Raw genomic sequence first — 25,570 nt, 5'->3', positions numbered from 1 at the left:
CCTGGCTCAGACACGGATTCCCCTAGGGATGGTCAGACGCCCGAGCAGGACGTACGCGGCGTCGAAGAGCAGGGCGAGGACGACCACGCCCAGGGTCCCGGCCAGGACCTGGTTGATGGCGTTGGCGCTGCCGAGCGAGGCGATCCCGCGGAAGATCTCGTTGCCCAGACCCGGCCCGGACGCGTAGGCCGCGATGGCGGCGATGCCCATCAGCATCTGCGTGGAGACCCGGATCCCGGTCAGGATCGGCGGCCAGGCGAGCGGCAGTTCCACCTTGAGGAGCCGGGCGGCGCGGGACATCCCGATGCCCTTGGCGGCGTCGACCAGGGCCGGATCCACCCCGCGCAGCCCCACGATGGAGTTGCGGACGATGGGCAGCAGCCCGTACAGGGTCAGGGCGATCACGGTCGGCGCGACGCCGAGCCCGACCAGCGGGATCAGCAGGCCGATCATGGCGAGGGAGGGGATGGTCAGCACCGTGGAGGTGGAGGTGACGGCGAGGTTCCCGGCCCAGCCGCTGCGGTAGGTCAGGACGCCGATCCCGATGCCGAGCACGGTCGCGATCACCATGCACTGGAAGACCGCGCTGGCGTGCTGGAGGGCGTCGGTGAGGAGCTGCTGGTGGCGGTTGGACAGGTAGTTCCAGAAGCTCACGCCGCCTCACCGTGCCCCTTCGCCCGGGCCGGTCGCCCGGGTCAGTCGTCCTGGGCCGCCTGCTCGACCAGGGGGATGATCCGCAAGGGCACGGGATTTTCCATGACGATCGCGGTCGAAGCCCTCACGATGCCATCGAACCCGACAACCCGGTCGATCACCCGCTGGAGGTCCGCGTTGGACCGGGCCACCAGCCGGCAGAGCATGTCCCCGTGCCCGGTCGTGGTGTGCAGCTCCAGCACCTCCGGCACCCCGTCCAAGTGGGCCCGTACGTCGGCCCCTTGCCCCTGCTTGATCTCCAGCGTGGCGAAGGCGGTCACGGGGTATCCCAGGGCCGCCGGATCCACCTGCGGGCCGAAGCCGCGGATGACTCCATTCGACTGAAGCCGGTCGAGGCGGGCCTGCGCGGTGCCGCGGGCCACTCCGAGCCGCCGCGAGACCTCCAGGACCCCGATACGGGGCTCCCGGGCGAGCAGCACGATGAGCCGGCCGTCGAGTTCATCGATTCCCACGGGCACCTCCAGGGGTGGTCATAGTGCGCAGATATTCCAACCATCCTGGGCTCAGACTGTGCAGCTTGTACAGCAGAAATGGAAACTATTGCGCATCTTGTGGAACGGCGGGACTCTGCGCTCATGACTGAGACCCAGCCTCTCGACACCGTCCCGCACACCGCGCGCAAGGCCGACCCCTTCCCGGTCAAGGGCATGGACGCGGTCGTCTTCGCCGTGGGCAACGCCAAACAGGCCGCGCACTACTACTCGACGGCCTTCGGCATGAAGCTCGTGGCCTACTCCGGACCGGAGAACGGCACCCGCGAGACGGCAAGCTACGTCCTGACCAACGGCGCCGCGCGCTTCGTCCTCACCTCGGTCATCAAGGCGTCCACCGACCGTGGCCGCTTCCTCGCCGAGCACGTCGCCGACCACGGCGACGGGGTCGTCGACCTCGCGATCGAGGTGCCGGACGCACGGGCGGCGTACGCGTACGCCGTCGAGCACGGCGCCCGCGGTCTGGACGAGCCGTACGAGGTCAAGGACGAGCACGGCACGGTGGTGCTCGCCGCCATCGCCACCTACGGCCAGACCCGTCACACGCTGGTCGAGCGCGTGGACTACACCGGCCCCTACCTGCCGGGCTACGTGGCCGTCGAGCCGATGGTCGAGCCCCCGGCCAAGCGGACCTTCCAGGCCATCGACCACTGCGTGGGCAACGTCGAGCTCGGCCGGATGAACGAGTGGGTGGCCTTCTACAACAAGGTCATGGGCTTCACCAACATGAAGGAATTCGTCGGCGACGACATCGCCACCGAGTACTCGGCGCTGATGTCCAAGGTCGTCGCGGACGGCACGCTCAAGGTCAAGTTCCCGATCAACGAGCCGGCGATCGCGAAGAAGAAGTCGCAGATCGACGAGTACCTGGAGTTCTACGGCGGGGCCGGCGTCCAGCACATCGCCCTCGCGACGAACGACATCGTCTCCACCGTGCGCGCGATGCGCGCCGCGGGCGTGACCTTCCTGGACACCCCCGACTCGTACTACGACACGCTCGGCGAGTGGGCCGGCGAGACCCGGGTGCCGGTCGAGACCCTGCGCGAGCTGAAGATCCTCGTCGACCGCGACGAGGACGGCTACCTGCTCCAGATCTTCACGAAGCCGGTGCAGGACCGTCCGACGGTCTTCTTCGAGATGATCGAGCGCCACGGCTCGATGGGCTTCGGCAAGGGCAACTTCAAGGCCCTGTTCGAGGCGATCGAGCGGGAGCAGGAGAAGCGCGGCAATCTGTAGATTGCGGGAGCCCTGGTGAGCGGAGCCCCTGCGGCGCCGCTCCCGGGGCTCCGCCCGGCCCCCGCGCCTCAAGCACCGGCGGGGCTGGATTTGGCCGCAGCCGCAGCCGGCTTCGCCTTCGCGGCCGGCTTCGGCTTCGCCTTGGGGAGCTCCGGGGCCACCCACGGGGTGGTGGGCTGCATGTTCTCCGGGCCGCCCGCCGGGGGCTGGCCGATCGTCGCCAGGGCGTCCTTCGCCAGCGGACCCCGCACCGGCGAGAAGTGCGGGTTGGTCCGCAGCGTCTCCTGGAGGTGGCGCCGGGCCCCCGCCTCGTCGCCCAGGCCCCGCTCGATCATCGCCCGGTGGTACGAGAACTCCGCGAGCCGCAGCCCCTTGTCGGTGGCCTGCTTCGCGTACTCCAGCGCCGCCGTGTCGTCGCCCGTCTTGTGCAGCGCCCAGCCCAGGGCGTCCGCCACCTGCAGGTTCTTGTGCCGCGCCCACTCCGCGGTCAGGCGCCGCACCGCCGCCGCCGGTTCGCCGTGGTCCGCCTCGAACTGGCCCAGCACCAGCTCCTCGTTGACCCCGCCGCTCGCCCCGCCTCCCCGGCTGGCCCGGGCCGCGAGGCCCTCGTACACCGTCCGCGCCTCGTCGCCCCGCCCCAGCGACTCCAGCAGCTCGCCCAGCTCCAGCGACAGCCTCGGCAGCGGCGCCCGGCCCAGCGCCAGCCGGTAGTCCCGTACCGCCTCCCCGCCCCGGCCCAGCGCCGCCAGCACCCGGGCCCGCCCGCCCAGCGCGTCCGCCTGCGCGGGATCGGTGCGCAGCGCGGCCTCGTACTGACGCAGGGCCTCCGTCTCGTCCCCGCGCTCCCAGGCCAGCTCCCCGAGCCGGAACAGCACGTAGGCCTTCTCCGCCGGGGCCTTCGCCGCTCCGCCCGCGTGCTCCATCGACATGGTCGCGTCCTCGCGCCAGCCCCGGTCCCGGTAGACCTGCGAGGCCCTGACGAAGGCCGCCAGTCCCGGCCGCATGTCCACCAGGCGCTCCATCGCCTTCTCGGCCGCCTTGTAGTCGCCGAGCCCGGCGTAGGCGTCCACGAGCACCGGGTACGCCGTCCACCGCTTCGGCGCCTGCGCCCGTACGAGCTCGCCCCAGCGCTTCCCGGTCCCGTAGTCCCGCCGGGCGTTGGCCAGCGCGCCCATGCCGGTCATCGCGTCGAAGTTCCCCTTCTCGACCGGGCGCACCTCCAGCGACCGCTTGAGGGCCTGCTCCGCCTTCGGGTACCAGGCCGGATCGGCCGTCCGGCGCGCCTGCTCCAGGTACGCCGACCCGAGCACCGCCCACGAGGCGTCGTCGTCGCCGTGGCCCGCCAGCCACTTCTCCCGGTCCGCCACCAGCGCGGAGAGGTCCACCGCCGCCGCGGGCGCGCCCATCCCGACCGCCGCGCGGGCCCGCTCGCCGGGCCCCGGCGGCCGGGCGTCGTCGCCGCCGCGGGCCGGCCGGATCAGCAGGGCTCCGGCGATCAGGACCACCGCGACCGCCGCCGCCACCAGGGTCTTGCGGCCGGTCAAGTTCACGGGAGGGGCAGGCCGGCGAGACTCCGCACGCCGCGGCTGCGGCTCCTGGCGGAGCTGCTCCTCGGCCGACGCCTTCTCGGAAGGCGCTTTCTCAGGCGCTTTCTCGGGGTGCACTGCCTGACGCATGGGATCCATGGGGTCACTGTGCGTCAATATGAAGAGCTCGCGGAGGTGTCCGAAGAGCGTCGTGGGCGTGTTCACACCGATGGCCCCGGCTGTCACGCTGGCCCCATGGATGAGGAAGATTCCACCCGGCTCCACGGTTCGCCCCACGGGCGGCTCCACGCGATGCTCCTCGAAGGCCTCCCTCCCGGGGCGCTGCTCACCGATCCCCAGGTGACCGCCTCCTACGCCACCGACATGGCGAGCTTCTGTGCCGCCGGCACCCCGGCCGCGGTCGTCCTGCCCCGCACCGCCGAACAGGTCCAGCACGTCCTGCGCACCGCCCACGCGCTGCGCGTCCCCGTGGTCCCGCAGGGTGCCCGCACGGGCCTGTCGGGCGCGGCCAACGCCTCCGACGGCTGCATCGTGCTGTCCCTCGTGAAGATGGACCGGATCCTGGAGATCGACACCGTCGACCGGATCGCCGTCGTGGAGCCCGGAGTCGTCAACGCGGTCCTCTCCCGCGCCGTCGCCGAGCAGGGCCTGTACTACCCGCCCGACCCCTCCAGCTGGGAGCAGTGCACCATCGGCGGGAACATCGGCACCGCCTCCGGCGGCCTGTGCTGCGTCAAGTACGGGGTCACCGCCGAGTACGTGCTCGGCCTCGACGTGGTCCTCGCCGACGGCAGGCTCATGCGCACCGGGCGGCGGACCGCGAAGGGGGTCGCCGGGTACGACCTCACCCGCCTGTTCGTCGGCTCCGAAGGCAGCCTCGGCGTGGTCGTCAAGGCCGTCCTCGCCCTGCGTCCCGCACCGCCCCGCCAGCTCGCGCTCGCCGCCGAGTTCCCCTCGGCCGCGGCCGCCTGCGAAGCCGTCTGCGCCGTCATGGAGGCGGGGCTGACGCCCTCGCTGCTGGAGCTGATGGACCGTACGACCGTCCGCGCCGTCAACGCGCTGGGCCGGATGGGCTTGCCCGAAACCACCGAGGCCCTGCTCCTCGCCGCCTTCGACACCCCGCACGCGCCGGCCGACCTGGCGGCCGTGGGGAAGCTGTGCACCGCCGCCGGGGCGAGCGCCGTCGTACCGGCCGAGGACGAGGCCGAGTCCGAACTGCTGCTCCAGGCCCGGCGGATGTCCCTGACCGCGCTGGAGGCCCTGCGGCCCGCGACGATGATCGACGACGTGTGCGTACCGCGCACCCGGCTCGCCGAGATGCTCGACGGCACCGCGGCCATCGCACGCGACCACGACCTGCTCATCGGGGTCTGCGCGCACGCGGGCGACGGCAACACCCACCCCGTCGTCTGCTTCGATCCGGCCGACGAGGACGAGACCCGGCGGGCCCGCGCGTCCTTCGACGAGATCATGGCGCTGGGCCTCGCGCTGGGCGGGACCATCACGGGGGAGCACGGGGTCGGCGTCCTGAAGAAGGAATGGCTCGCCCGCGAACTGGGCCCGGTGGGCCTGGAGATGCAGCGCGCCGTCAAGCACGCCTTCGACCCGGAGGGACTGCTCAACCCGGGCAAGCTGTTCTGAGTGTCCTACGGGGCTGCGTGCGCGGGCGGCCGTGCGCGGGCTCACTCCCCGTCCGCGGACTCGTCCGACGGCCACGGGTCGCGCATCCACAGTTCGTCGGCCGGAGTCGGGGTGAGCAGCTCCGCCAGCGCGGCGTCGAGGCCGAGCCGCTCGGCCTCGGTGCCGGGCGGCACGATCCGCAGGGTGCGCTCCAGCCAGGCGGACACGGACGCGGCGGGGGCCTCCAGCAGGGCGTCCCCGTCGGGGGAGCTGAGCGCCATGCACAGGACGGCCTTGTTCTCGACCTTCGTGGGCCAGATCCGGACGTCTCCGTGGCCGCACGGGCGGAACACCCCCTCGACCAGCAGCTCGCGGGCGAAGGTCCAGTTGACCGGGGTGCTGGAACCGGTGTGGAAGGTGATGTGGACGGCGTACGGGTCGTCCGTGAGGTAGAGGAGCCGGGCGGCGACGGGGATGCTGCGCTCGGGGGAGAGGACCAGCTTCAGTTCCAGCTCGCGTTCGATGACGGGGTGGTGCATGACGGCCTCACTTCGGTGCGGTGTACGTACTTCTGCCGGTGGGCGGGGCCGGGAAACCGGTCCCACACCCGCAGAGAGCGCCGAAGTGCCCGGGTATGACGCGACTTCTCGGAGCAATCTCGGGATTGGCCGGATTCTGTCGGCTGACCGGAATTGTGCGTACGGGTCCGCGTTCGCTCAAAGGCTTGGATTCTCCCGTTACCGGACCTGTCGGGGGGCGGTTCTTGGCTATGGTCCACCCCTGCACAAGCCTCAAGCCACGATCGGAGTTGGGGACATTGACGGCCTCCCCTGGTGACGGCGAGCACGCGGCCCGCGAGGGCTACTACCCCGATCCGTCCATCCCCGGGTACGTCAGGTTCTGGAACGGCCTGAACTGGGTTCCCGGTACGAGCCGCCCCGCGGTCGCGGCCGACGAGACGGGTCCGGTGTTCCTCGACGAGACCGGTGTCACGGAGGCGTTGCGCGAACCCGAACGCGAACCCGAACGCGAGCCCGAGCCCGCGCGCTGGCCCGAACCGGAGGCGGAGTTCGGGGCCGAGCCCGTGGTGTGGCAGGCCGACCCCCTCCACCAGTCCGGCTTCGGAGGGCCGCGCGACCACCGGGTGTCCTGGGGCAACGAACCCGCCGCCCGCCCGGCGGGGATCTCGCTGGCCCGTACGCCGGTCCCGGTCTCCGGCCCCGCACCCGTCCCGGTGGCCGCGGCCCTTCCCGCGCCCGCGCCGATGCCGCTGCACGCGCGGGTGTCCGGCTCCGCGGCCCCCGAGGGCATCGGGATCCTGTCGGCCCGCTCCCCGGTCAGCGCGGCCGCCCACGCCGCCCCGGCCCCGGCGGCCCCCGTCCACGCGGCTCCGGTCCACGCGGCCCCCGTCCACGCGGCTCCCGTCCACGCCGCCCCTGCCCCGGCCCCCGCCGCGGCCTGGCCGCCCGCACCCCTCCCGCCCGCGGAGCCGGTGGAGCGCGAGGCGCCCGTAGTGCCCGTGGCGCCGGCGAGGTCCGTGGAGCGGGCCGAGCCCGTCGCGGCGCCCGCCGCATCGAGGCCCGTCACCCAGCGGGCCGTGTTCGAGCGGATGGCGGAGCGGGCCGTGCGCCCCGCCGGGTTCGGGCGCCGCGCCGCGGCCCGGCTGCTGGACACCCTGGTGTACGCGGGCGTCGCGACCGCGGTGGCACTGCCCCTCGTACCCGGGGCGACCGCACACCTCCAGGCCAAGGTGGACGCGGCCCGGGTGAGCGGGCGGACCACCACCGTGTGGCTGTTCGACGGCACCATCGCGGGCGGGCTGGGCCTCGTGCTCGGCGCCGTCCTCGTCTTCGGCGTCCTCTACGAGGCCCTGCCCACGGCCCGTTGGGGCCGCACCCCGGGCAAGAAGCTCTTCGGCGTGCGCGTCCTGGCCGCCGCCACCCTGCGTCCGCCCCGCTTCGGCGCGGCCCTGCGGCGCTGGCTCGTGTACGCCTTCCTGGGGCTCCCCGGGGCCGTGTGGGCCCTCGGGGACCGCCCGCGGCGCCGGACCCTCCACGACCGCCTGGCACGCACGTACGTGGCCCGCTAGGGACTCGTCGGAGGCCCGCCCGCGCGGGGGCGTCCCCCGAATGGCCGCGTCCCCGTTGCGGGTCGGGCCGGGCCGGGTTCGACTCGGGCCATGAGCACCGACCAGCCGCCGCCCGGCCAGCCGCCCGAGGACGACCCGTTCCTCAAGAAGCCCCAGGAACCGACGCCCCCGTCGGGTGGTTCGCCGTACGGCTCACCGCCCGCAGGCGGGTCCGGCTATCCCCCTCCGCCCCCGCCCGGCGGCGGCGGAGGGTTTCCGCCGCCCCCGCCCGGTGGTGGCGGCTACCCGCCCCCTCCGCCTCCCTACGGCGGTGGCGGAGACCCGTACGGCGGTGGCGGCGGCATGCCCGACCCGCTCGCCGGGATGCCCCCGCTCGCCGACTTCGGCAAGCGGCTCGCCGCCCGCATCATCGACGTGGTGATCGTCGCCGTCCCGCTGTTCCTGATCCAGCTGGCCTTCGGCACGAAGCGCTACACGGTGGACACGAGCAACGGCGAGGACGTCTCCGAGGTCATCACCAAGTCCTACAGCGGCAGCGGCCTGATCATGACCTTGATCTCGATCGCCGCCTACGTGGGCTACGACTGGTGGTTCACCAAGAAGAACGGCCAGACCTTCGGCAAGAAGTGGATGGGCCTGCGCGTCGCGATGCTCAACGACGGCAGCGTCCCGCAGTCCAACGCCGCGCTGTCCCGTGCGGCCGTGCTCTGGCTGCCGACGCTGATCTGCTGCTTCTGCCTGTGGCCGATCGCGCTCGTCATCTCGATGCTCGTGGACAAGCCCTACAAGCAGGGTCTGCACGACAAGGTCGGCAAGACGGTGGTGGTCCAGTCCGGCTGACCCGTCCAGCGGTCAACAGGCATACAGGCATACAGGCATACAGGCGTACGCAGCTCAGCGCGCGGGCGGTCTCCCCAGTGGGAGGCCGCCCGCGCCGCGCTGGGCTGTTCGAAAACCGGTGCCCGACCGGTCAGTGGTGCACGGGATGTTCGGAGGCGGAGGCCGCTTCCACGTCCTGGGCGACGGTGTCGGGCACGGTGTCGGGCACCGGGGAGGCGGCGGCCGTCCTCGTACGGGCCGACGCCGCGTGCCGGCCGCGCCGGCGCGGGATCGGCACGGTGAGTGCGACGAGCAGCCCGAGGGCGAGGGCGGCGGCGGAGATGACCGCGACGCCGAGTCCCGTGCTCGTCTGCGAGAGCAGCAGCATGGCGATCGTCGAGACGACGACGGTGGCGGACCCGTAGGTGAGCTGTGCGGCAGTCGGACGCGGCATGGCGATTTCCGTCCTCGTAGCGGGAGGGGGAGTCGGCTCAACCTGGTCGGGCGTCAAGTGACTCTACGACGGTGGATGCCCGAGCGGCACTGCCGGTAAGCGCGACCTAACCCACAGCTGCGGAGCACAGGGGGCGCACGGGGCTCATTCTCCAGCCGGACTCGAGGCGGAGAAGCGCCGTTCGTCCCATATGGCCGGGGTACGTCCGCATAGCGGAACTCCGAACCCGCATAGTGCAGTTGTAAGGATCAAGTCAAGGTCTGTCTTTTCTCGCGACTCTCCGGTCAAATGTCGTCACTTGAGACGCGCGCCGCACGGAACCCCCCGCTCCTATGGAGACGTTCCGCACTTAGTCGCGGCCGCGGGAGGGGAACGACGTCAAGTGACCAGCAATTCCGCGAGAAGACGAGCGCTTCGCGCCGCCGCAGTCGGCGCGACCCTGGCCGTCACGGCGGCCACCGGCGCAGCCTTCTCGATCGCCCAGGCGGACCAGGGCCCGACCGCCCACGCCGCAGACCGTCAGGACCCGACCTCCTCCGCCAAGGAGCAGGTCGACCACAACCTGAAGGGTCCGTTCAGCGACCAGCAGGCGCAGGCCAGGAAGGCCGCCCTGGAGCAGGTGCTCTCGGGCAAGAAGGAAGTCGAACAGCGCGGCGCCTCCAAGGTCGTCAAGCTCGCCGACAAGAAGTACGTCGAGCTCGGCCGCGAGAAGACCGACAAGATCTTCACGATCCTCGTCGACTTCGGTGACCAGGTCGACAGCACCACCATGTTCGACCCGGACGGTCCGAGCGGCCCCAAGCCCCCGGTCGTCAAGTACGGCGGCACCCCGGGGCCGGCGCACAACCAGATCGCCCAGCCCGACCGCGCGACGAACAACAGCACCGCGTGGCGCAAGGACTTCAGCCGTGACTACTTCCAGGACCTGTACTTCGGTACCGGCCAGGGCAAGAACTCGCTGAAGACCTACTACGAGAAGACCTCCTCGGGCCGCTACTCGGTCGACGGCCAGGTCGCCGACTGGGTCAAGATCCCGTACAACGAGGCCCGTTACGGCTCGAACTACTGCGGCCAGAAGAACTGCAACAACGTCTGGGACACCGTCAAGGACGGCGTGAACGCCTGGGCCGACGCGCAGAAGAAGGCCGGCAAGACCGACGCCGAGATCAAGGCGACGCTGTCCCAGTACGACCAGTGGGACCGCAACGACTTCGACGGCGACGGCAACTTCAACGAGCCCGACGGCTACATCGACCACTTCCAGATCGTCCACGCGGGCGAGGACGAGTCGGCCGGCGGCGGCGTGCAGGGCGCGGACGCCCTGTGGGCGCACCGCTGGTACGCCTACGGCACCGACGCGGGCAAGACCGGCCCGGCGAACAACAAGGCCGGCGGCACCCAGATCGGCAACACCGGCATCTGGGTCGGCGACTACACGATGCAGCCGGAGAACGGCGGCCTCGGCGTCTTCGCGCACGAGTACGGCCACGACCTCGGCCTCCCGGACCTCTACGACACCACCGGTGGCGGCGAGAACTCGGTCGGCTTCTGGTCCCTGATGTCGGCCGGCTCCTGGCTCGGCGACGGCAAGGACTCCATAGGCAACCTCCCGGGCGACATGACCGCCTGGGACAAGCTCCAGCTGGGCTGGCTGAACTACGCCTCGGCCAAGGCCGCGACGAAGTCCACCCACAAGCTGGGTGTCTCGGAGTTCAACACCAAGGACAAGCAGGCGCTCCTCGTCGAGCTGCCGAAGAAGCAGGTCAAGACCGACGTCGTCGCTCCCGCCGAGGGTTCCTCGCAGTGGTGGAGCAACATGGGTGACGACCTCAAGAACACCCTGACCCGGTCGGTCGACCTGACCGGCAAGAAGTCCGCCGCCCTGTCCCTCAAGGGCTGGTGGGACATCGAGCAGGACTACGACTTCCTGTACACCGAGGTCTCCACCGACGGTGGCGCCACCTGGACCGCCCTCGGCGGCACCGCCGACGGCACGGCCATCCCGGCCGACGCCTCCGGCAGCCCGTCGCTCACCGGCGCCTCCGAGGCCTGGAAGTCGCTGGCCTTCCCGCTCGACGCCTACGCGGGCAAGAAGATCGACCTCCGCTTCCGCTACCAGACCGACGGCGGCGCGGGCGGCAAGGGCTTCACGGCCGACGCCGTCAACATCACCGCGGACGGCTCCACCCTGTTCACCGACGGCGCCGAGAACGGCGACAACGGCTGGGTGGGCAAGGGCTTCTCGCGCATCGGTGCCGGCTTCACCAAGGAGTACGCGCAGTACTACCTGGCGGAGAACCGTCGCTACGTCTCGTACGACTCCACCCTCAAGGTGGGCCCGTACAACTTCGGCTTCGCCAACACGAAGCCGAACTGGGTCGAGCACTACGCGTACCAGGACGGTCTGCTGATCTGGCTCTGGGACACCTCCCAGAAGGACAACAACACCAGCGTGCACCCCGGCGCCGGTCTGATCCTGCCGATCGACGCCAACGCCAAGCCGATGAAGTGGTCGGACGGCACCCTGCTGCGCAACAAGATCCAGCCGTACGACGCCGCCTTCAGCTCGTACAAGACGGACGCCTTCACCCTGCACAAGAACGGCGAGTCGCTGTTCCTGAAGTCGAAGCCGGCCAACACGGTCTTCGACGACCACAAGGGCACGTACTACTACGACGAGAACCCGACCGGTTCGGTGAAGGTCACTGACACCAACACCAAGATCAAGATCGTCAAGGAGCCGCGCGACGGTCTCCAGATGACGGTCGAGGTCGGTCCCGCCGCTAAGTAATTCGGCAAAACCGCAGGTCAAAGCATGATCGGCCGTCGCCCCTCTAGCGGGCGGCGGCCGATCGCGTTTAGATGCGTCTTGCGAGTTTCTTATTGACGGGGGAGATGAAGGCATGCCCGGTGGCGGTTTCGTCAGATTGCCCGGCGGCAGCGTGGTCGTCGCGCTCACGCTGCCCAGACCGTCCGGAGAGGGCGGAAACGTCCGCGTGCTGGTGCACGCCGCGAACCGGGCCCGCGCCCTGACCAGGCTGCGGAACCTCGGAATGCGCGCCGTCTACCTGCGGGGCAACGCCCAGCCCCCGACCCCGGACGAGATCACCGCCGTCCTGCACCACCCCGACGGCCTGCTCTGGCGCGGCGCGCCCGACCGGGCGCAGGAGCTGTGGCACCCGATCAGGGCCCTGCTGGGCTGAGCGCCGGGAGCGGCCCCCGCTCAGCCGGCCACCACGGGGGTACCGCTCAGCTCGACCCCGGCCTCGCGGAGCTCGGCCAGGGCGCGGGTGGTGGTGTGCGGGGCCACGCCCGCCGTCAGGTCCAGCAGGACGTGCGTACGGAATCCCGCGCGGGCCGCGTCCAGGGCGGTGGCCTTGACGCAGTGGTCGGTGGCGATGCCCACCACGTCGACCTCGGTGACCTGGCGGTCGCGCAGCCACTCCGTGAGCCCGCGGCCGTTCTCGTCCGCCCCCTCGAACCCGCTGTACGCGGCCTCGTACGCCCCCTTGTCGAACACGGCGGCCACGGCCCCCGAGGCGACGGCCGGAGCGAAGTTCGGGTGGAAGCCCACGCCCTCGGTCCCGGCGACGCAGTGCACGGGCCAGGAGGTCTCGAAGTCCGGCTGCGCCGGGGGGCGGGCGAAGTGCGACCCGGGGTCGATGTGGTGGTCCCGCGTGGCCACGACGTGCCGGTACCCGGCGGTGGCCTGCCCGATGAGCTCGGTGATGGCGGCGGCCACGTCGGCCCCGCCGGTGACCGCGAGGCTGCCGCCTTCGCAGAAGTCGTTCTGTACGTCGACGACGATCAGTGCGCGGTGCATGTCCGGTGCCCTTCGGCTTGATGAGTGGTGGGACGGGATCCCGCGGGGGCTCTTCCCCCGGACAGCGGCAAATCAAGCCCCGCCGGCGTTTGAGGCGCGGGGTCCGGGGCGGAGCCCCGGGGAACGGCGGAAGGGTGGGTAGGGGACGAGCCCCGCAGGGCCCCGCCCCCGGCCCCGGAGCTACACGTACTCGGTCGGGATCACGGCCTCGCCGCGCGAGAGCTGCGTGGCGGAGAGCGGCAGGGCCGCGAGGGCCTCGCGGTGGCGGTCGCGGGCCGTCTCCAGGGACTCGCGGGCCACGACCTCACCGGCCTTCACCAGCTGGACCAGGAGCTGCGAGTCGGCCAGCGCGGCCGGCACCGGCCCAACGCCGATGACCTCGGCCTCCGCGATGCCCTCGGAGTCGGTCCGCCGCGCCGCCCACTTGCGGCCCCCGACGGACGTCTTGCCGCCCGAGGACTTCTTCGCGACCGACACCAGCGGCGCCTTCACGTCGGCGGAGGCGGCCCGCGCCACCAGCTTGTAGACCATCGAGCACGTCGGGTGCCCGCTGCCCGTCACCAGCTGGGTGCCGACCCCGTAGGCGTCCACGGGGGCCGCGGCCAGCGAGGCGATCGCGTACTCGTCCAGGTCCGAGGTCACCACGATCCGCGTCTCCGTCGCCCCCAGCTCGTCCAGCTGCTGGCGCACCCGGTGCGCGACGAGCAGCAGGTCCCCGGAGTCGATCCGGACCGCGCCCAGGCCGGTTCCGGCGACCTCCACGGCCGTGCGGACCGCCTCGGCCACGTCGTAGGTGTCCACCAGCAGGGTGGTCCCGTTGCCCAGCGAGGCGACCTGCGCCGTGAAGGCGCCGCGCTCGTCGTCGTGGAGCAGGGTGAAGGCGTGCGCGCTGGTGCCGACGGTGGGGATCCCGTAGCGGAATCCGGCCGCCAGGTCCGAGGTCGAGGTGAAACCGCCGACGTACGCGGCCCGCGCGGAGGCGACGGCCGCCAGCTCGTGGGTGCGCCGGGCGCCCATCTCGATCAGCGGCCGGCCACCGGCGGCCGAGGACATCCGGGAGGCGGCCGCGGCGATCGCCGAGTCGTGGTTGAGGATCGACAGGACCACGGTCTCCAGCAGCACGCACTCGGCGAAGCTGCCCTCGACGCGCAGGACGGGGGAGCCGGGGAAGTAGACCTCGCCCTCCGGGTAGCCCCAGATGTCGCCCGAGAAGCGGTACGAGGCCAGCCAGTCGAGGGTCCGGTCGTCGACGACGGCCCGCTCGCGCAGGAACTCCAGTACGGCGCCGTCGAAGCGGAAGTTCTCCACCGCGTCGAGCACCCGGCCGGTTCCGGCGAGCACTCCGTAGCGCCGGCCCTCGGGCAGCCGCCGGGTGAAGACCTCGAAGACGGAGCGCCGGTCGGCGGTGCCGCTGGCCAGGGCGGCCTGCAACATCGTGAGCTCGTAATGGTCCGTGAAGAGCGCTGTCGACGGCACGTCCACCGGCAGGCCCAGGTCCGCAGGGTTCATGCGACGGATGCTAGCGCACATCTCGTCAGATTGACGAGATGTAGGGGCCCGTTTGTGCGACCGGCCCCCGGCAGTGGCAGCATGGGACAAGTGAGTGTTGCTCCTGTTGAGATCGAACGCACCGAATCGGCCGAAGAGACCTTCGCGGTCCCGGAACCCGACGTCCCCTGGGTGACCCTGGTGCACAACGACCCGGTGAACCTCATGAGCTACGTGACGTACGTGTTCCAGGCGTACTTCGGCTACTCCAAGGACAAGGCGAACAAGCTGATGCTCGACGTCCACCACAAGGGCCGGGCGGTCGTCTCCAGCGGCACCCGCGAGGAGATGGAACGCGACGTGCAGGCCCTGCACGGCTACGGCCTCTGGGCGACCATGTCCCAGGACCGCAACTGATGGGCGGCGTGTTCGAGGCCCTGGAGGGCGGCGGCGCCGCCATCGCGCTGGACGAGATCGAGATCTCGATCCTGCGCTCCCTGGCCGTGCAGCTGCTGGAGCTCATCGGACCCGGCGACCCGGAGCCCGAGCCGGACGCCGATCCGCTCGCCGTGCTCTTCGCGGCCTCCGACGGCCCCACCGAGCCCCCGTCCGACCCGGCCCTGGCCCGGCTCTTCCCCGACGCCTACGGCGGCCCGGAGACCCTGCCCGAGGCCGACACGGAGGAGCTGCGGGCCCACTCGGCCGAATTCCGCCGCTTCACCGAGAACGACCTGCGCACCCGCAAGCGGGAGGACGCGCTGGCCGTCGTACGCAGCCTCGACGGGCTCGCTCAAGCGGGCGACGGGGCGGCCGTCCTGGAGGTGACCGGCGAGCTGCGGCTGCGCTGGCTCGGCGCCCTCAACGACCTGCGGCTCACCATCGCGGCCCGCCTCGACATCACCGAGGACGACGAGAGCGCCGTCCTCTTCCGGCTGCCGGACGACGATCCGCGCAAGCCGATGGTGATGGCGTACCTGTGGCTCGGCGGTCTCCAGGAGACCCTCATCGAAACCCTCGTCGACAACCTCTGAGGATCCTCAAGCGGCATTCGCCCCAGGGAGCCGTTCGCTCAGCGGACGCTCAAATCCGGATAACGATCAGATCACCGCCATGCGGTGATCTGATCTGCTCCAGGGCCTTTGTCCCGATTTTTTTGAGCCTTGCGTCACACTTTCACCCCTCGATCACCCGTAAGCACGTGATAAATCTTCACGACCGCCGACGGGGCGCCACCCATGTCCCCCGGCCTGCTTGAACCGGCTGACCGCCGGCGTGCAACTCCATCCGTATCCGGGGGGATCGAGGACCCGATCCGCAGCCAGACAAGGCGCGGACCGGCGTGGAGAAAGGCGCACCAAGACATGACCTCCGTACAGGTCGACGAGCAGCAGCACGACAAGACGCCCGCACAGGGCGGCGGGGCCGAGGGCGGCGGCGAGGGATACCACCGCGCACTGGGCGCCCGCCAGATCCAGATGATCGCGATCGGCGGCGCCATCGGCACCGGCCTCTTCCTGGGCGCCGGAAAGGCCATCTCCAAGGCCGGACCGAGCCTGATCCTGGCCTACGCCATCGCCGGCCTGGTCATCTTCTTCATCATGCGGGCCCTGGGCGAGCTGCTCATGTACCGCCCCGTCTCCGGCTCCTTCTCGGACTACGCCCGGGAGTTCCTCGGCCCCTTCTGGGGTTACGTGACCGGCTGGACCTACTGGCTCTTCTGGGTGGTCACCGGCATCGTCGAGGTCACCGCGGCCGCGCAGTACATGGCGTACTGGACCCACGACAGCTTCCCGCAGTGGGCGTACGCGCTGATCTTCACCTTCGTCCTCTACGGCGCGAACCTGATCTCCGTGAAGCTCTTCGGCGAGCTGGAGTTCTGGTTCTCCATGGTCAAGGTCACCGCCATCGTCGGCATGATCCTGATCTGCGCCGGCATCCTCACCATCGGCTTCTCCGACGCCGCCGACACGGCGACCGTCTCGAACCTGTGGAACGACGGCGGCTTCTTCCCCAAGGGCCTCGGCGGCACGCTGATGACCCTGCAGATCGTGATGTTCGCCTTCCTCGCGGTCGAGCTGGTCGGAGTCACCGCCGGCGAGTCCAAGGACCCCGAGAAGACCCTGCCCAAGGCCATCAACACCGTGCCGTGGCGCATCGCCGTCTTCTACGTCGGCGCACTGGTCATGATCCTGTCGGTCGTCCCGTGGCACGAGTTCCAGCCGGGCGTCAGCCCCTTCGTCGCCGCCTTCGAGAAGATGGGCCTGGGCGTCGGAGCGGCGATCGTCAACTTCGTCGTCCTCACCGCCGCACTGTCCTCCTGCAACTCGGGCATGTACTCCACCGGCCGCATGCTGCGCGACCTCGCGCTCAACGGCCAGGGCCCGAAGGTCTTCACCAAGCTCACCAGGAGCGGCACCCCGCTCGCCGGCACCACCTTCTCCGCCGCGCTGATGCTGGTCGGCGTCTGGATCAACTACGTCGCCCCCGGCAAGGCCTTCGACTACGTCGTCTCCTTCGCCACCATCTCCGGCATGTGGGCCTGGATCATGATCCTGGTCTGCCAGATCCGCTACCGGGCCGCCTCCGACCGCGGCGACCTCCCGAAGTCGCCGTTCCGGGCGCCCGGAGCCCCGTACACCAGCTGGTTCGCCCTGGCCTTCATCGCGATGGTCATCGTGATGATGGGCATCGACAAGGACGCCCGCGTCTCGCTCTACTGCGCCCCGCTGTGGGGTCTGCTGCTGGGCGTCTCGTACCTGGTGCTGAAGTCCCGCGCCCCGAGCTCCGAGGCCTTCTCGAAGGTCTCGTAGCCCGCCAGGGGTCGCTCCCGAACCGTGAGTCCCGGCCGCCTGCCACGGCCGGGAACCACGCTCCCTCGGGCCTCGTGTCCGTCATTCGGGCCCTCCCGTACCACTCCTCGGTACGGGAGGGCCCGTCTGCTTATCCTGTCGAACATGCTGACCCTCACCCAGGCCCTGTACGACCAGATCGTCGCGCACGCCCGTCAGGACCACCCCGACGAGGCGTGCGGAGTGGTGGCCGGACCGGCGGGCGCGGACCGCCCGGAGCGGTTCGTCCCGATGCTGAACGCGGCCCGGTCGCCCACGTTCTACGAGTTCGACTCGAAGGATCTGCTCAAGCTCTACCGCGAGCTCGACGACCGGGACGAGGAGCCCGTCATCGTCTACCACTCGCACACCGCGACCGAGGCCTACCCCTCGCGCACCGACATCACCTACGCGAACGAGCCCGGCGCGCACTACGTACTGGTCTCCACGGCGGACAAGGACGGCCTCGGAGAGTTCCAGTTCCGGTCGTACCGAATCGTCGAAGGCGTGATCACCGAGGAAGAAGTACGGGTCGTCGAGGCCTACTGACGGGTTACTGCCCAGTATGTGAGCGGTATCCGTCCACGATGCGGGATCACACTCCAAACCAGGGGCCGGGAATCGTTAACATGACCGCATGGTTTCCCACGACGTGAGCATCGAGACGCCCAGCAGGCTGCTGCTCGTGGCGCGGCTGCACGTCGACCTGTGCCGCCTCGCCAGTGCCATCTGTCCGGCTGGCTGAGCCCGGAAGCCCCCGTGCGGGGCCCGTGCGCTCACGCCCGCGCGCCGCACGACCCCACCGCCTTCCTTACTCCCTCACCACCCTGACTGGAGCCTGCCATGGCCATCGAGGTCCGCATCCCCACCATCCTCCGTACCTACACCGGCGGCGAGAAGGCCGTCTCGGGTGAGGGCACGACCCTGTCCGAGCTCTTCTCCGACCTGGAGACCCGCCACAAGGGCATCCGGGAGCGCATCGTCGACGAGGCGAAGGGCAGCGAACTGCGCCGCTTCGTCAACGTCTACCTCAACGACGAGGACGTCCGCTTCCTCGACGGCATCTCCACCGCGCTCAAGGACGGCGACAACGTCACCATCCTCCCGGCCGTAGCCGGCGGATCGAAGTAATGCGCTACGACTCCCCACTGGCAGCGGTCGGCAACACGCCGCTCGTACGCCTGCCCCGGCTCTCGCCCTCGGACGACGTCCGCATCTGGGCGAAGCTGGAGGACCGCAACCCGACCGGCTCGATCAAGGACCGCCCGGCGCTCCACATGGTCGAGCAGGCCGAGAAGGACGGCCGGCTGTTCCCCGGCTGCACGATCCTGGAGCCCACCTCCGGCAACACCGGCATCTCCCTGGCGATGGCAGCCAAGCTCAAGGGCTACCGGATCGTCTGCGTGATGCCGGAGAACACCTCGCAGGAGCGGCGGGACCTGCTGGCCATGTGGGGAGCCGAGATCATCCCATCGCCGGCGGCGGGCGGCTCGAACACGGCCGTCCGCGTCGCGAAGGAACTGGCGGCGGAGCACCCGGACTGGGTGATGCTCTACCAGTACGGCAACCCCGACAACGCGGGCGCCCACTACGCCACGACCGGCCCCGAGATCCTCGCGGACCTCCCGTCCATCACCCACTTCGTCGCGGGCCTCGGCACGACCGGCACCCTGATGGGCGTCGGCCGCTACCTGCGCGAGCACGTACCGGGCGTCAAGATCGTGGCCGCGGAACCCCGCTACGACGACCTCGTCTACGGCCTGCGCAACCTCGACGAGGGCTTCGTCCCCGAGCTCTACGACGCCTCGGTCCTGACCACCCGCTTCTCGGTGGGCTCGGCGGACGCGGTGACCCGCACCCGCGAGCTCCTCCAGCAGGAGGGCATCTTCGCCGGAGTCTCCACCGGCGCGGCCCTCCACGCGGCGATCGGCGTCGGCCGCAAGGCCGTCGCGGCGGGCGAATCGGCCGACATCGTCTTCGTCGTGGCCGACGGCGGCTGGAAGTACCTCTCGACGGGCGTCTACACGGCCGCCACGACCGAGGAAGCCATCGAGGTCCTCCAGGGGCAGCTCTGGGCATAACCCTTCGACGCGGGCGGGGCTGGGACTACCCTCCGGGCATCCCAGCCCCGCCGCACCCTCTCAGCCCCGCCGGCGTTTGAGGCGCGGGCTCCGGGGCGGAGCCCCGGGTCTTCCGGGTCCGGGCGGAGCCCGGGGAACGGTGGAAGGGCGGGTAGGGGACAAGCCCCGCGCAGCGGCACCCCCGCAGCGGGGCCCGGAAGACGGCCCCGGCCCCGGCAGACGGCCCCGGCCCCGGCAGACGGCCCCGGCCCCGGCTCAGGCGAGCATCGCGGCCAGCACCCCGGCGTGGCTGGACTCCGGATCCTTGACCGCGGTCAACAGCGTCACCGGCCCGCTCACCGCAAGGCCCCGCAACCGCTCCAGCTCGGCCACGGCCCCTTCCGCGGAAAGCTCCACCGCATACCGCTCCCGGAACTCCTCCACGGACCCACCCCCGTGAAACCACTTCCGCAGCTCCGTCGAAGGGGCGACAGCCCTCGCCCAGTCGTCGACCCCCGCGGCCTCCTTCGACAGCCCCCGTGGCCACAGCCGGTCCACGAGCACCCGGACCCCGTCCACCCCCGGCTCGGGGGGATCGTAGACCCGCTTCAGTCGGACGACCCCAGCCCCCCGAGTCCCTTCAGCTCGTCCCACACCGCGGGATCCACCGTGCCCAGCGGCCGCGCCCGCTTGAACTCCCATACCGACACCTCCAGCACCCGCTCCGCTTCCACGAACGCCCCCCGCGACCCCACCACCCCCGGCGGCAGCGGAATCACCCCGGCGCTCCGGTCGTCGTACTTCCCGGTGATCCGCGCGATCCGCGCCCGGTGGCCCCGTACGCCCAGCACCAGGCAGCGCCGTCCGTCGGCCAGGGTCCACAGCTCTCCGGCCTCCGGCCGCGGCGGCGGACCCGGCCCGTGCGGCGGTTCCGCGGGCCGCCGCACCCGCCGGGGTATCAGCACCAGCAGGATCACGGCCACCACCGCGGCGGCCGCCGGCCACCAGGACGTGTCCATACTCCGACCGTAGCCGCGCAAGGACACCGCGGCACGGCAGCGACGGCGCCCCCGGGCGGCAACCCGCATCCGCCCTGTCGCTCCCCCGGGTGACAGCACAGGTGATTCCCCCCACAACGGCCCGCCGCGGAGGAGCGACCGGAGGTTTCGCGCCTTACGCTCGACCCACGCACGGCCCGCATTCCGTCCACGGACCGTCCACGGAGGTTCACGCTCCATGAAGCTCACCGTCGTCGGCTGTTCGGGTTCGTTCCCGTCCGCGGAATCGGCCTGTTCGAGCTACCTCGTCGAGGCCGACGGCTTCCGGCTGCTCCTCGACATGGGCAATGGTGCCCTCGGCGAGCTCCAGCGGCACATCGGGCTCTACGACCTCGACGCGATCTTCCTGAGCCATCTGCACGCCGACCACTGCATCGACATGTGCGCGTACTTCGTCGCCCGCTTCTACCGGCACGAGGGCGGCCGCTGCGGCACCATCCCCGTCTACGGCCCCGAGGGCACCGAGAAGCGGCTGTCCACGGCCTACGAGGACGTCCCCGACGAGCGTTCCATGAGCGAGGTCTTCGACTTCCGGACCCTGAAGTCCGGCAGCTTCGAGATCGGCCCGTTCCAGGTCCGTACAGAGAAGGTCTGCCACCCGGTCGAGTCCTTCGGGATCCGCATCGAGCACGGCGGCCGCTCGCTCACGTACTCCGGTGACACCGGCGCCTGCCCCGAGCTGGGGCTGCTCACCGAGGACACCGACCTCTTCCTGTGCGAGGCCTCCTTCACGCACGGCAAGGAGGACATCCCGGACCTCCACCTCAACGGCCGCGAGGCCGGCGAGTTCGCCCGCGGCGGCCGCGTGGGCCGCCTGGTCCTGACGCACATCCCCCCGTGGACGGACGCCCAGCAGAACCTGTCCGACGCCCGCGCGGTCTACGACGGCCCGGTGGACCTGGCGTACGCGGGCGCGGTCTACGAGATCTGACCGGTCCCGGGGCCGGTCCCGGGGCCGGTCCCGGTCCGGACGCCCGAAGCTCGACCACGAAGAAGCCCCCGCCCTCCCTTCCGGGAGAGCGGGGGCTTCTTCGTGGCGTCAGTACGGTCGTACGTACCTACTCGCTTACTTGGCCTCGGCCTTGAGCAGCTCGGCGAGCTCCTCGTCGGACTCGCGGCCCGGCGTCGGCAGGTTCCACTTGGTGATGGCGAAGCGGAAGACGAAGTAGTAGACGACCGCGAAGCAGAGGCCGATGCCGGCCAGGCCCCACGGGTTGTTCGCGATGCCGAGGTTGAGCACGAAGTCGACCGCACCGGCGGAGAAGCCGAAGCCGTCCCGCATGCCCAGGGCCCAGGTGAGCGCCAGGGAGACACCGGTCAGGACCGCGTGGATCGCGTAGAGGACCGGGGCGATGAACATGAAGGTGAACTCGATGGGCTCGGTCACACCGGTCACGAAGGCGGTGAGCGCGAGGGAGAACATCATGCCGCCGACGACCTTGCGGCGCTCGGGGCGGGCGCAGTGGACGATCGCGAGGCAGGCCGCCGGGAGGGCGAACATCATGATCGGGAAGAAGCCGGTCATGAACTGTCCGGCCGAGGGGTCACCCGCGAGGAAGCGGCTGATGTCGCCGTGGACGGCGCCGGTCGGGGTGTCGAAGGAGCCGGCCTGGAACCACGGGAAGGAGTTCAGCAGGTGGTGCATGCCGATCGGGATCAGTGCGCGGTTGGCGACACCGAAGATGCCCGCGCCGACGGCGCCGGAGCCGGTCAGCCACTCACCGAAGTTGTGCAGACCGGTGCCGAGGACCGGCCAGATGAGACCGAAGACGATGCCGGCGACCAGGCCCGCGAAGGCGGAGAGGATCGGAACCAGGCGGCGGCCGCCGAAGAAGCCCGCCCAGTCGGGCAGCTTGGTCCGGTAGAACTTCTGGTAGAGCAGGGCGGTGATGACACCCATCACGACGCCGCCGAGGACACCGGCGTTGACGGTCGCGTCGACCAGGGCGACCTTGTGGTCGACGACCTTCTCGACCTTCGGCAGGTTGCTGTCCGTGAAGGTGGCGAGCACCTTCTGGAAGACCAGGTAACCGGTGACGGCCGCGAGGGCGGTCGAACCGTCCGACTTCTTGGCGAAGCCGATCGCGATGCCGACGGCGAACAGCAGCGCCATGTTGTCGAGGATCGCGCCGCCACCGGCGGCCATGTAGCCGGCGATCTTGTTCACGAAGGCCGGGAAGGTGTCCTTCCCGAGCATGTCGCCCGCGCCCAGGCGCAGCAGGAGTGCGCCGGCCGGCAGCACCGCGACGGGGAGCATGAGGCTCCGGCCGATGCGCTGCATGACGGCCATCACGCCAGCGCCCTTCTTGCTTTCCGCAGCGGTAGCTGTGGACATGGTCTTCCTCCAGTGGACAAGGCGCTGCCAAGGCATGGAAAAGGGGGTTTGGCGGCGTCTCGGAACGGGGGACCGCGGGGCCGAAAGGCCTACGTGGTCTACACCACTCAGTGGTGTAGACCAGTTGTAGCACGGTGAGGTCCGCGTAAGGAACCCACCAATTCCGTGGGGGAGGACACACCCGGGCATACAACGCAAAGGCCTTCGGACCCTGTGGGTCCGAAGGCCTTTGGCACTCGTATGGGCGCCCCGAGCAGGGCGTATGGCGTTCGGGAGGGGGGCTTCGGCCTCCCCGGGGGTAGGCGCGGCTAGCCGCTCACGCCTTGGTGTTCTCCGCCTCCATCGCCGCGATCTCCTCGTCCGACTCCCGGCCAGGGGTCTTGATGTCCCACTTGGTGATCGCGAAGCGGAAGATGGCGTAGTAGACGACCGCGAAGCACAGTCCGATCGGAATGATCATCCAGGGCTTCGTCGCCAGCCCCCAGTTGATGACGTAGTCGATCAGGCCCGCGGAGAAGGTGAAGCCGTCCTTCACTCCGAACGCCCAGGTCACCGCCATCGACACGCCCGTCAGCACCGCGTGCACCGCGTACAGCACCGGCGCCAGGAAGAGGAACGAGTACTCCAGCGGTTCGGTGATGCCGGTGATGAAGGAGGTCAGGCCGACCGACAGCATCAGGCCGCCGACCTCCTTGCGCCGTGCCGGCTTCGCGCAGTGCGTGATCGCCAGCGCCGCCGCGGGCAGCGCGAACATCATGATCGGGAAGAAGCCGGTGGTGAACTGGCCCGCGTTCGGGTCGCCCGCCAGGAACATCGGGATGTCGCCGTGGACGGTCTGGCCGTCCGGCTTGGTGTAGCTGCCGAACTGGAACCACACCGGCACGTTCAGGAACTGGTGCAGGCCGATCACCAGCAGCGCGCGGTTCGCGAGGCCGAAGATGCCGGCGCCCACCGAGCCCAGGCCCACCAGCCAGTCCGAGAAGCTCTCCAGCGCGTCGCCGATCGGCGGCCAGATCCACAGGCAGAGCACGGCGAACACGATCGCCACGAAGGTCATGATGATCGGGACGAGGCGGCGGCCGTTGAAGAAGCCGAGCCAGTCGACCAGCTTGACCCGGTGGAAGCGCATCCAGAACCAGGCGGCCAGCCAGCCCATGACGATGCCGCCGAACACTCCCGGGTTCTGGTAGGTGTACTCGACGAAGGCGTCACCCGCCCCCAGGCAGGCGCCCTTGATGTCCTTGGTGCCCTCCGGGCAGGACTTGGGGAAGGCGTGCAGCACGCTGCGATAGACGAGGAAGCCGACCACCGCCGCGAGGGCGGTCGAGCCGTCCGCCTTCTTGGCCAAGCCGATCGCGACGCCGATGCAGAAGAGCAGCGGAAGGCCGATGTCGGCATTGAGCAGGGCTCCGCCCGCGGCCGCCATGACCTTGGCGACGTCCGTCCAGCCCAGGCCGTCCTTGCCGAACACGTCGTCCTGGCCCAGGCGGTTCAAGATGCCTGCCGCGGGCAGTACGGCGATCGGCAGCTGAAGGCTCCGGCCCATCTTCTGCAGCCCTTGGAACAAGCCGTTCCACCACTTCTGCTGTGGCACTGCTGCGGCGCTGCTCGCGCTCATCCGCGTCCTCCCTGACCGGCCCGTTTTTGGCAGCCGCCCCACGTGCGGCACACTGGTGTAGACCACTTGTGGTGCGATCGCATTTCGCCCGCCCGTAGGGCAGGTTGATGCTGATCGTCATCATTCGGCAGATGGCGGGCATGCGCTCGCGAAGATGGGCCAATCGTGGGCTACCGTGACAAAGCGGACCACGCTGGCTGGTCAGCCGCACCATTCGCCGGCCCACAGGCAACGGTGGCCGCCGAGACTCGTTCTTCGTAGAACTCAGGGAGAAACACATGGCCACCAAGGCTGAGAAGATCGTCGCCGGGCTCGGCGGTATCGAGAACATCGAAGAGGTCGAGGGCTGCATCACCCGCCTGCGCACCGAGGTCATCGACCCGAGCAAGGTCGACGAGGCCGCGCTGAAGGCCGCCGGCGCCCACGGCGTCGTCAAGATGGGCACCGCGATCCAGGTCGTCATCGGCACCGACGCCGACCCGATCGCCGCCGACATCGAAGACATGATGTGAGCTGAGCCCACCGGCTCGCACACACGCCTGCGCACACGCTTCCGCGCACGCCCTCGCGTACGACAAGACCCCGACCGGACGCACCCGGACGGGGTCTTTTCGCACCCCCGCACCGACTAGGCTCGGTGCCATGTCTCGTATCGACGGCCGTACGCCCGATCAGCTCCGCCCGGTCACCATCGAACGCGGATGGAGCAAGCACGCAGAGGGCTCCGTCCTCGTCTCCTTCGGCGACACCAAGGTCTTCTGCACCGCCTCCTTCACCGAAGGCGTCCCGCGCTGGCGCAAGGGCAGCGGCGAAGGCTGGGTCACCTCCGAGTACTCGATGCTGCCCCGCGCCACCAACACGCGCGGCGACCGGGAATCCGTCCGCGGCAAGATCGGCGGCCGCACCCACGAGATCTCCCGCCTGATCGGCCGTTCCCTGCGCGCCGTCATCGACTACAAGGCGCTGGGCGAGAACACCATCGTCCTGGACTGCGACGTCCTCCAGGCCGACGGCGGCACCCGTACCGCCGCCATCACCGGGGCCTACGTGGCCCTGGCCGACGCGATCTCCTGGGGCCAGGGCAAGAAGCTCATCAAGGCCGGCCGCAAGCCCCTGACCGGCACCGTCGCCGCCGTCAGCGTGGGCATCGTCGACGGCGAACCGCTCCTCGACCTCTGCTACGAGGAGGACGTGCGCGCCGAGACCGACATGAACGTGGTCTGCACCGGCGACGGCCGCTTCGTCGAGGTCCAGGGCACGGCCGAGGCCGAGCCCTTCGACCGCAAGGAACTCAACGCCCTCCTCGACCTGGCCGCCGGCGGCTGCGTCGACCTCCAGGCCCTGCAGCTGAGCGCGTTGGAACTCACGCTCTGAGCTCAGCGGCAACCGC

At 70.4% G+C, this 25,570-nt stretch carries 27 protein-coding genes; 16 read left to right on the top strand and 11 right to left on the bottom strand.

Annotated elements, in window-relative coordinates:
• Positions 1–6: 6 nt before the first annotated feature.
• Positions 7–654 (bottom strand): ABC transporter permease, encoded by a 648-nt coding sequence (locus OG490_RS13920; RefSeq protein WP_330296605.1) that lies wholly within the window; start codon positions 652–654, stop codon positions 7–9.
• 41 nt (positions 655–695) lie between these two features.
• The gene (locus OG490_RS13915; protein ID WP_330296604.1) at positions 696–1,166 is read right to left on the bottom strand and encodes an Lrp/AsnC family transcriptional regulator; all 471 of its coding nucleotides are present in this window, start codon (positions 1,164–1,166) and stop codon (positions 696–698) included.
• 123 nt (positions 1,167–1,289) lie between these two features.
• On the opposite strand from OG490_RS13915, the gene hppD reads away from it, so the two are divergent.
• On the top strand, positions 1,290–2,441 hold the full coding sequence (gene hppD / locus OG490_RS13910; RefSeq protein WP_330296603.1) for a 4-hydroxyphenylpyruvate dioxygenase: 1,152 nt from the start codon (positions 1,290–1,292) through the stop codon (positions 2,439–2,441).
• A gap of 68 nt (positions 2,442–2,509) precedes the next feature.
• Here hppD and OG490_RS13905 read toward each other — a convergent pair whose 3' ends face one another.
• Positions 2,510–3,991 carry a tetratricopeptide repeat protein gene (locus OG490_RS13905; protein ID WP_330296602.1) on the bottom strand — a complete coding sequence of 494 codons (1,482 nt, stop codon included), beginning with the start codon at positions 3,989–3,991 and terminating at the stop codon, positions 2,510–2,512.
• A 288-nt stretch (positions 3,992–4,279) separates the two neighbouring features.
• Between OG490_RS13905 and OG490_RS13900 the strand changes: the two genes are divergently transcribed.
• Positions 4,280–5,629, top strand: a complete 1,350-nt coding sequence (locus tag OG490_RS13900; protein ID WP_330300915.1) for an FAD-binding oxidoreductase — start codon at positions 4,280–4,282, stop codon at positions 5,627–5,629.
• A 41-nt stretch (positions 5,630–5,670) separates the two neighbouring features.
• Here OG490_RS13900 and OG490_RS13895 read toward each other — a convergent pair whose 3' ends face one another.
• Complete coding sequence (locus OG490_RS13895) at positions 5,671–6,147, bottom strand: SsgA family sporulation/cell division regulator (protein ID WP_330296601.1); 477 nt, start codon at positions 6,145–6,147, stop codon at positions 5,671–5,673.
• Between the two features lie 278 nt (positions 6,148–6,425).
• Here OG490_RS13895 and OG490_RS13890 point away from each other — a divergent pair, with 278 nt between their 5' ends.
• Positions 6,426–7,697, top strand: a complete 1,272-nt coding sequence (locus tag OG490_RS13890) for an RDD family protein (protein WP_330296600.1) — start codon at positions 6,426–6,428, stop codon at positions 7,695–7,697.
• A 90-nt stretch (positions 7,698–7,787) separates the two neighbouring features.
• Positions 7,788–8,537 (top strand): RDD family protein, encoded by a 750-nt coding sequence (locus OG490_RS13885; RefSeq protein WP_330296599.1) that lies wholly within the window; start codon positions 7,788–7,790, stop codon positions 8,535–8,537.
• A 130-nt stretch (positions 8,538–8,667) separates the two neighbouring features.
• On the opposite strand, the gene OG490_RS13880 is transcribed toward OG490_RS13885, so the two are convergent.
• On the bottom strand, positions 8,668–8,970 hold the full coding sequence (locus OG490_RS13880) for a hypothetical protein (RefSeq protein ID WP_330296598.1): 303 nt from the start codon (positions 8,968–8,970) through the stop codon (positions 8,668–8,670).
• Positions 8,971–9,352: 382 nt separating this feature from the next.
• Here OG490_RS13880 and OG490_RS13875 point away from each other — a divergent pair, with 382 nt between their 5' ends.
• Both OG490_RS13875 and OG490_RS13870 read left to right on the top strand, forming a co-directional pair.
• Positions 9,353–11,761: an immune inhibitor A domain-containing protein gene (locus OG490_RS13875; protein WP_330296597.1), complete on the top strand. Its 2,409-nt coding sequence runs from the start codon at positions 9,353–9,355 to the stop codon at positions 11,759–11,761.
• A gap of 112 nt (positions 11,762–11,873) precedes the next feature.
• Entirely contained in the window at positions 11,874–12,173 is a 300-nt protein-coding gene (locus tag OG490_RS13870; protein ID WP_330296596.1) for a hypothetical protein, read from the top strand.
• Positions 12,174–12,193: 20 nt separating this feature from the next.
• Here the strand turns inward: OG490_RS13870 and OG490_RS13865 are convergent, their stop codons facing one another.
• Positions 12,194–12,793, bottom strand: coding sequence for a nicotinamidase (locus OG490_RS13865; RefSeq protein WP_330296595.1), 600 nt, complete (start codon positions 12,791–12,793; stop codon positions 12,194–12,196).
• Between the two features lie 180 nt (positions 12,794–12,973).
• Positions 12,974–14,302, bottom strand: coding sequence for a nicotinate phosphoribosyltransferase (locus OG490_RS13860; protein ID WP_330296594.1), 1,329 nt, complete (start codon positions 14,300–14,302; stop codon positions 12,974–12,976).
• 81 nt (positions 14,303–14,383) lie between these two features.
• Between OG490_RS13860 and clpS the strand changes: the two genes are divergently transcribed.
• The 7 genes from clpS to OG490_RS13825 all read left to right on the top strand — a co-directional run bounded on the left by clpS (position 14,384) and on the right by OG490_RS13825 (position 19,190).
• A complete protein-coding gene (gene clpS / locus OG490_RS13855; RefSeq protein ID WP_330296593.1) occupies positions 14,384–14,698 on the top strand; it encodes an ATP-dependent Clp protease adapter ClpS in 315 nt (104 codons plus the stop codon).
• Entirely contained in the window at positions 14,698–15,312 is a 615-nt protein-coding gene (locus OG490_RS13850) for a DUF2017 domain-containing protein (RefSeq protein WP_330296592.1), read from the top strand. Before clpS ends, OG490_RS13850 begins: the two co-directional genes overlap by 1 nt.
• A 330-nt stretch (positions 15,313–15,642) precedes the next feature.
• Positions 15,643–17,091: an amino acid permease gene (locus OG490_RS13845; RefSeq protein WP_330296591.1), complete on the top strand. Its 1,449-nt coding sequence runs from the start codon at positions 15,643–15,645 to the stop codon at positions 17,089–17,091.
• 144 nt (positions 17,092–17,235) lie between these two features.
• On the top strand, positions 17,236–17,658 hold the full coding sequence (locus OG490_RS13840; protein ID WP_330296590.1) for a M67 family metallopeptidase: 423 nt from the start codon (positions 17,236–17,238) through the stop codon (positions 17,656–17,658).
• A gap of 88 nt (positions 17,659–17,746) precedes the next feature.
• Positions 17,747–17,854 carry a putative leader peptide gene (locus OG490_RS13835; RefSeq protein ID WP_330296589.1) on the top strand — a complete coding sequence of 36 codons (108 nt, stop codon included), beginning with the start codon at positions 17,747–17,749 and terminating at the stop codon, positions 17,852–17,854.
• 98 nt (positions 17,855–17,952) lie between these two features.
• Positions 17,953–18,240: a MoaD/ThiS family protein gene (locus OG490_RS13830; RefSeq protein ID WP_330296588.1), complete on the top strand. Its 288-nt coding sequence runs from the start codon at positions 17,953–17,955 to the stop codon at positions 18,238–18,240.
• Positions 18,240–19,190: a PLP-dependent cysteine synthase family protein gene (locus OG490_RS13825; protein ID WP_330296587.1), complete on the top strand. Its 951-nt coding sequence runs from the start codon at positions 18,240–18,242 to the stop codon at positions 19,188–19,190. The genes OG490_RS13830 and OG490_RS13825 overlap by 1 nt, the downstream gene beginning before the upstream one ends.
• 255 nt (positions 19,191–19,445) lie before the next feature.
• Here OG490_RS13825 and OG490_RS13820 read toward each other — a convergent pair whose 3' ends face one another.
• Both OG490_RS13820 and OG490_RS13815 read right to left on the bottom strand, forming a co-directional pair.
• Positions 19,446–19,823, bottom strand: coding sequence for a DUF488 domain-containing protein (locus OG490_RS13820; RefSeq protein WP_330296586.1), 378 nt, complete (start codon positions 19,821–19,823; stop codon positions 19,446–19,448).
• Entirely contained in the window at positions 19,778–20,188 is a 411-nt protein-coding gene (locus OG490_RS13815) for a hypothetical protein (RefSeq protein WP_330296585.1), read from the bottom strand. The genes OG490_RS13820 and OG490_RS13815 overlap by 46 nt, the downstream gene beginning before the upstream one ends.
• 217 nt (positions 20,189–20,405) lie before the next feature.
• On the opposite strand from OG490_RS13815, the gene OG490_RS13810 reads away from it, so the two are divergent.
• Positions 20,406–21,158 carry an MBL fold metallo-hydrolase gene (locus OG490_RS13810; protein WP_330296584.1) on the top strand — a complete coding sequence of 251 codons (753 nt, stop codon included), beginning with the start codon at positions 20,406–20,408 and terminating at the stop codon, positions 21,156–21,158.
• A 135-nt stretch (positions 21,159–21,293) separates the two neighbouring features.
• On the opposite strand, the gene OG490_RS13805 is transcribed toward OG490_RS13810, so the two are convergent.
• Together OG490_RS13805 and OG490_RS13800 are read right to left on the bottom strand one after the other, a co-directional pair.
• The gene (locus tag OG490_RS13805; RefSeq protein ID WP_330296583.1) at positions 21,294–22,562 is read right to left on the bottom strand and encodes a PTS transporter subunit EIIC; all 1,269 of its coding nucleotides are present in this window, start codon (positions 22,560–22,562) and stop codon (positions 21,294–21,296) included.
• A 316-nt stretch (positions 22,563–22,878) separates the two neighbouring features.
• Positions 22,879–24,180 (bottom strand): PTS transporter subunit EIIC, encoded by a 1,302-nt coding sequence (locus OG490_RS13800; RefSeq protein WP_330296582.1) that lies wholly within the window; start codon positions 24,178–24,180, stop codon positions 22,879–22,881.
• Between the two features lie 197 nt (positions 24,181–24,377).
• On the opposite strand from OG490_RS13800, the gene OG490_RS13795 reads away from it, so the two are divergent.
• Complete coding sequence (locus tag OG490_RS13795) at positions 24,378–24,692, top strand: PTS glucose/sucrose transporter subunit IIB (RefSeq protein WP_330300914.1); 315 nt, start codon at positions 24,378–24,380, stop codon at positions 24,690–24,692.
• A 130-nt stretch (positions 24,693–24,822) separates the two neighbouring features.
• Positions 24,823–25,554: a ribonuclease PH gene (gene rph / locus OG490_RS13790; RefSeq protein ID WP_330296581.1), complete on the top strand. Its 732-nt coding sequence runs from the start codon at positions 24,823–24,825 to the stop codon at positions 25,552–25,554.
• The last annotated feature ends 16 nt before the right edge of the window (positions 25,555–25,570 follow it).

The organism is Streptomyces sp. NBC_00503 (assembly GCF_036346895.1).
Taxonomy (GTDB): Bacteria; Actinomycetota; Actinomycetes; order Streptomycetales; family Streptomycetaceae; genus Streptomyces.
This window is presented reverse-complemented; position numbering and strand designations above follow the sequence as displayed.

What these genes read in the sequence shown, in the direction of transcription:
- hppD (WP_330296603.1), top strand. Translation starts at nt 1,290, where the DNA reads ATGACTGAGACCCAGCCTCTCGACACCGTCCCGCACACCGCGCGCAAG.
- OG490_RS13900 (WP_330300915.1), top strand. Translation starts at nt 4,280, where the DNA reads ATGCTCCTCGAAGGCCTCCCTCCCGGGGCGCTGCTCACCGATCCCCAG.
- OG490_RS13895 (WP_330296601.1), bottom strand. Translation starts at nt 6,147, where the DNA reads ATGCACCACCCCGTCATCGAACGCGAGCTGGAACTGAAGCTGGTCCTC.
- OG490_RS13885 (WP_330296599.1), top strand. Translation starts at nt 7,788, where the DNA reads ATGAGCACCGACCAGCCGCCGCCCGGCCAGCCGCCCGAGGACGACCCG.
- OG490_RS13880 (WP_330296598.1), bottom strand. Translation starts at nt 8,970, where the DNA reads ATGCCGCGTCCGACTGCCGCACAGCTCACCTACGGGTCCGCCACCGTC.
- OG490_RS13870 (WP_330296596.1), top strand. Translation starts at nt 11,874, where the DNA reads ATGCCCGGTGGCGGTTTCGTCAGATTGCCCGGCGGCAGCGTGGTCGTC.
- OG490_RS13865 (WP_330296595.1), bottom strand. Translation starts at nt 12,793, where the DNA reads ATGCACCGCGCACTGATCGTCGTCGACGTACAGAACGACTTCTGCGAA.
- OG490_RS13860 (WP_330296594.1), bottom strand. Translation starts at nt 14,302, where the DNA reads ATGAACCCTGCGGACCTGGGCCTGCCGGTGGACGTGCCGTCGACAGCG.
- clpS (WP_330296593.1), top strand. Translation starts at nt 14,384, where the DNA reads ATGGGACAAGTGAGTGTTGCTCCTGTTGAGATCGAACGCACCGAATCG.
- OG490_RS13850 (WP_330296592.1), top strand. Translation starts at nt 14,698, where the DNA reads ATGGGCGGCGTGTTCGAGGCCCTGGAGGGCGGCGGCGCCGCCATCGCG.
- OG490_RS13845 (WP_330296591.1), top strand. Translation starts at nt 15,643, where the DNA reads ATGACCTCCGTACAGGTCGACGAGCAGCAGCACGACAAGACGCCCGCA.
- OG490_RS13840 (WP_330296590.1), top strand. Translation starts at nt 17,236, where the DNA reads ATGCTGACCCTCACCCAGGCCCTGTACGACCAGATCGTCGCGCACGCC.
- OG490_RS13835 (WP_330296589.1), top strand. Translation starts at nt 17,747, where the DNA reads ATGGTTTCCCACGACGTGAGCATCGAGACGCCCAGCAGGCTGCTGCTC.
- OG490_RS13830 (WP_330296588.1), top strand. Translation starts at nt 17,953, where the DNA reads ATGGCCATCGAGGTCCGCATCCCCACCATCCTCCGTACCTACACCGGC.
- OG490_RS13825 (WP_330296587.1), top strand. Translation starts at nt 18,240, where the DNA reads ATGCGCTACGACTCCCCACTGGCAGCGGTCGGCAACACGCCGCTCGTA.
- OG490_RS13815 (WP_330296585.1), bottom strand. Translation starts at nt 20,188, where the DNA reads ATGGACACGTCCTGGTGGCCGGCGGCCGCCGCGGTGGTGGCCGTGATC.
- OG490_RS13810 (WP_330296584.1), top strand. Translation starts at nt 20,406, where the DNA reads ATGAAGCTCACCGTCGTCGGCTGTTCGGGTTCGTTCCCGTCCGCGGAA.
- OG490_RS13805 (WP_330296583.1), bottom strand. Translation starts at nt 22,562, where the DNA reads ATGTCCACAGCTACCGCTGCGGAAAGCAAGAAGGGCGCTGGCGTGATG.
- OG490_RS13800 (WP_330296582.1), bottom strand. Translation starts at nt 24,180, where the DNA reads ATGAGCGCGAGCAGCGCCGCAGCAGTGCCACAGCAGAAGTGGTGGAAC.
- rph (WP_330296581.1), top strand. Translation starts at nt 24,823, where the DNA reads ATGTCTCGTATCGACGGCCGTACGCCCGATCAGCTCCGCCCGGTCACC.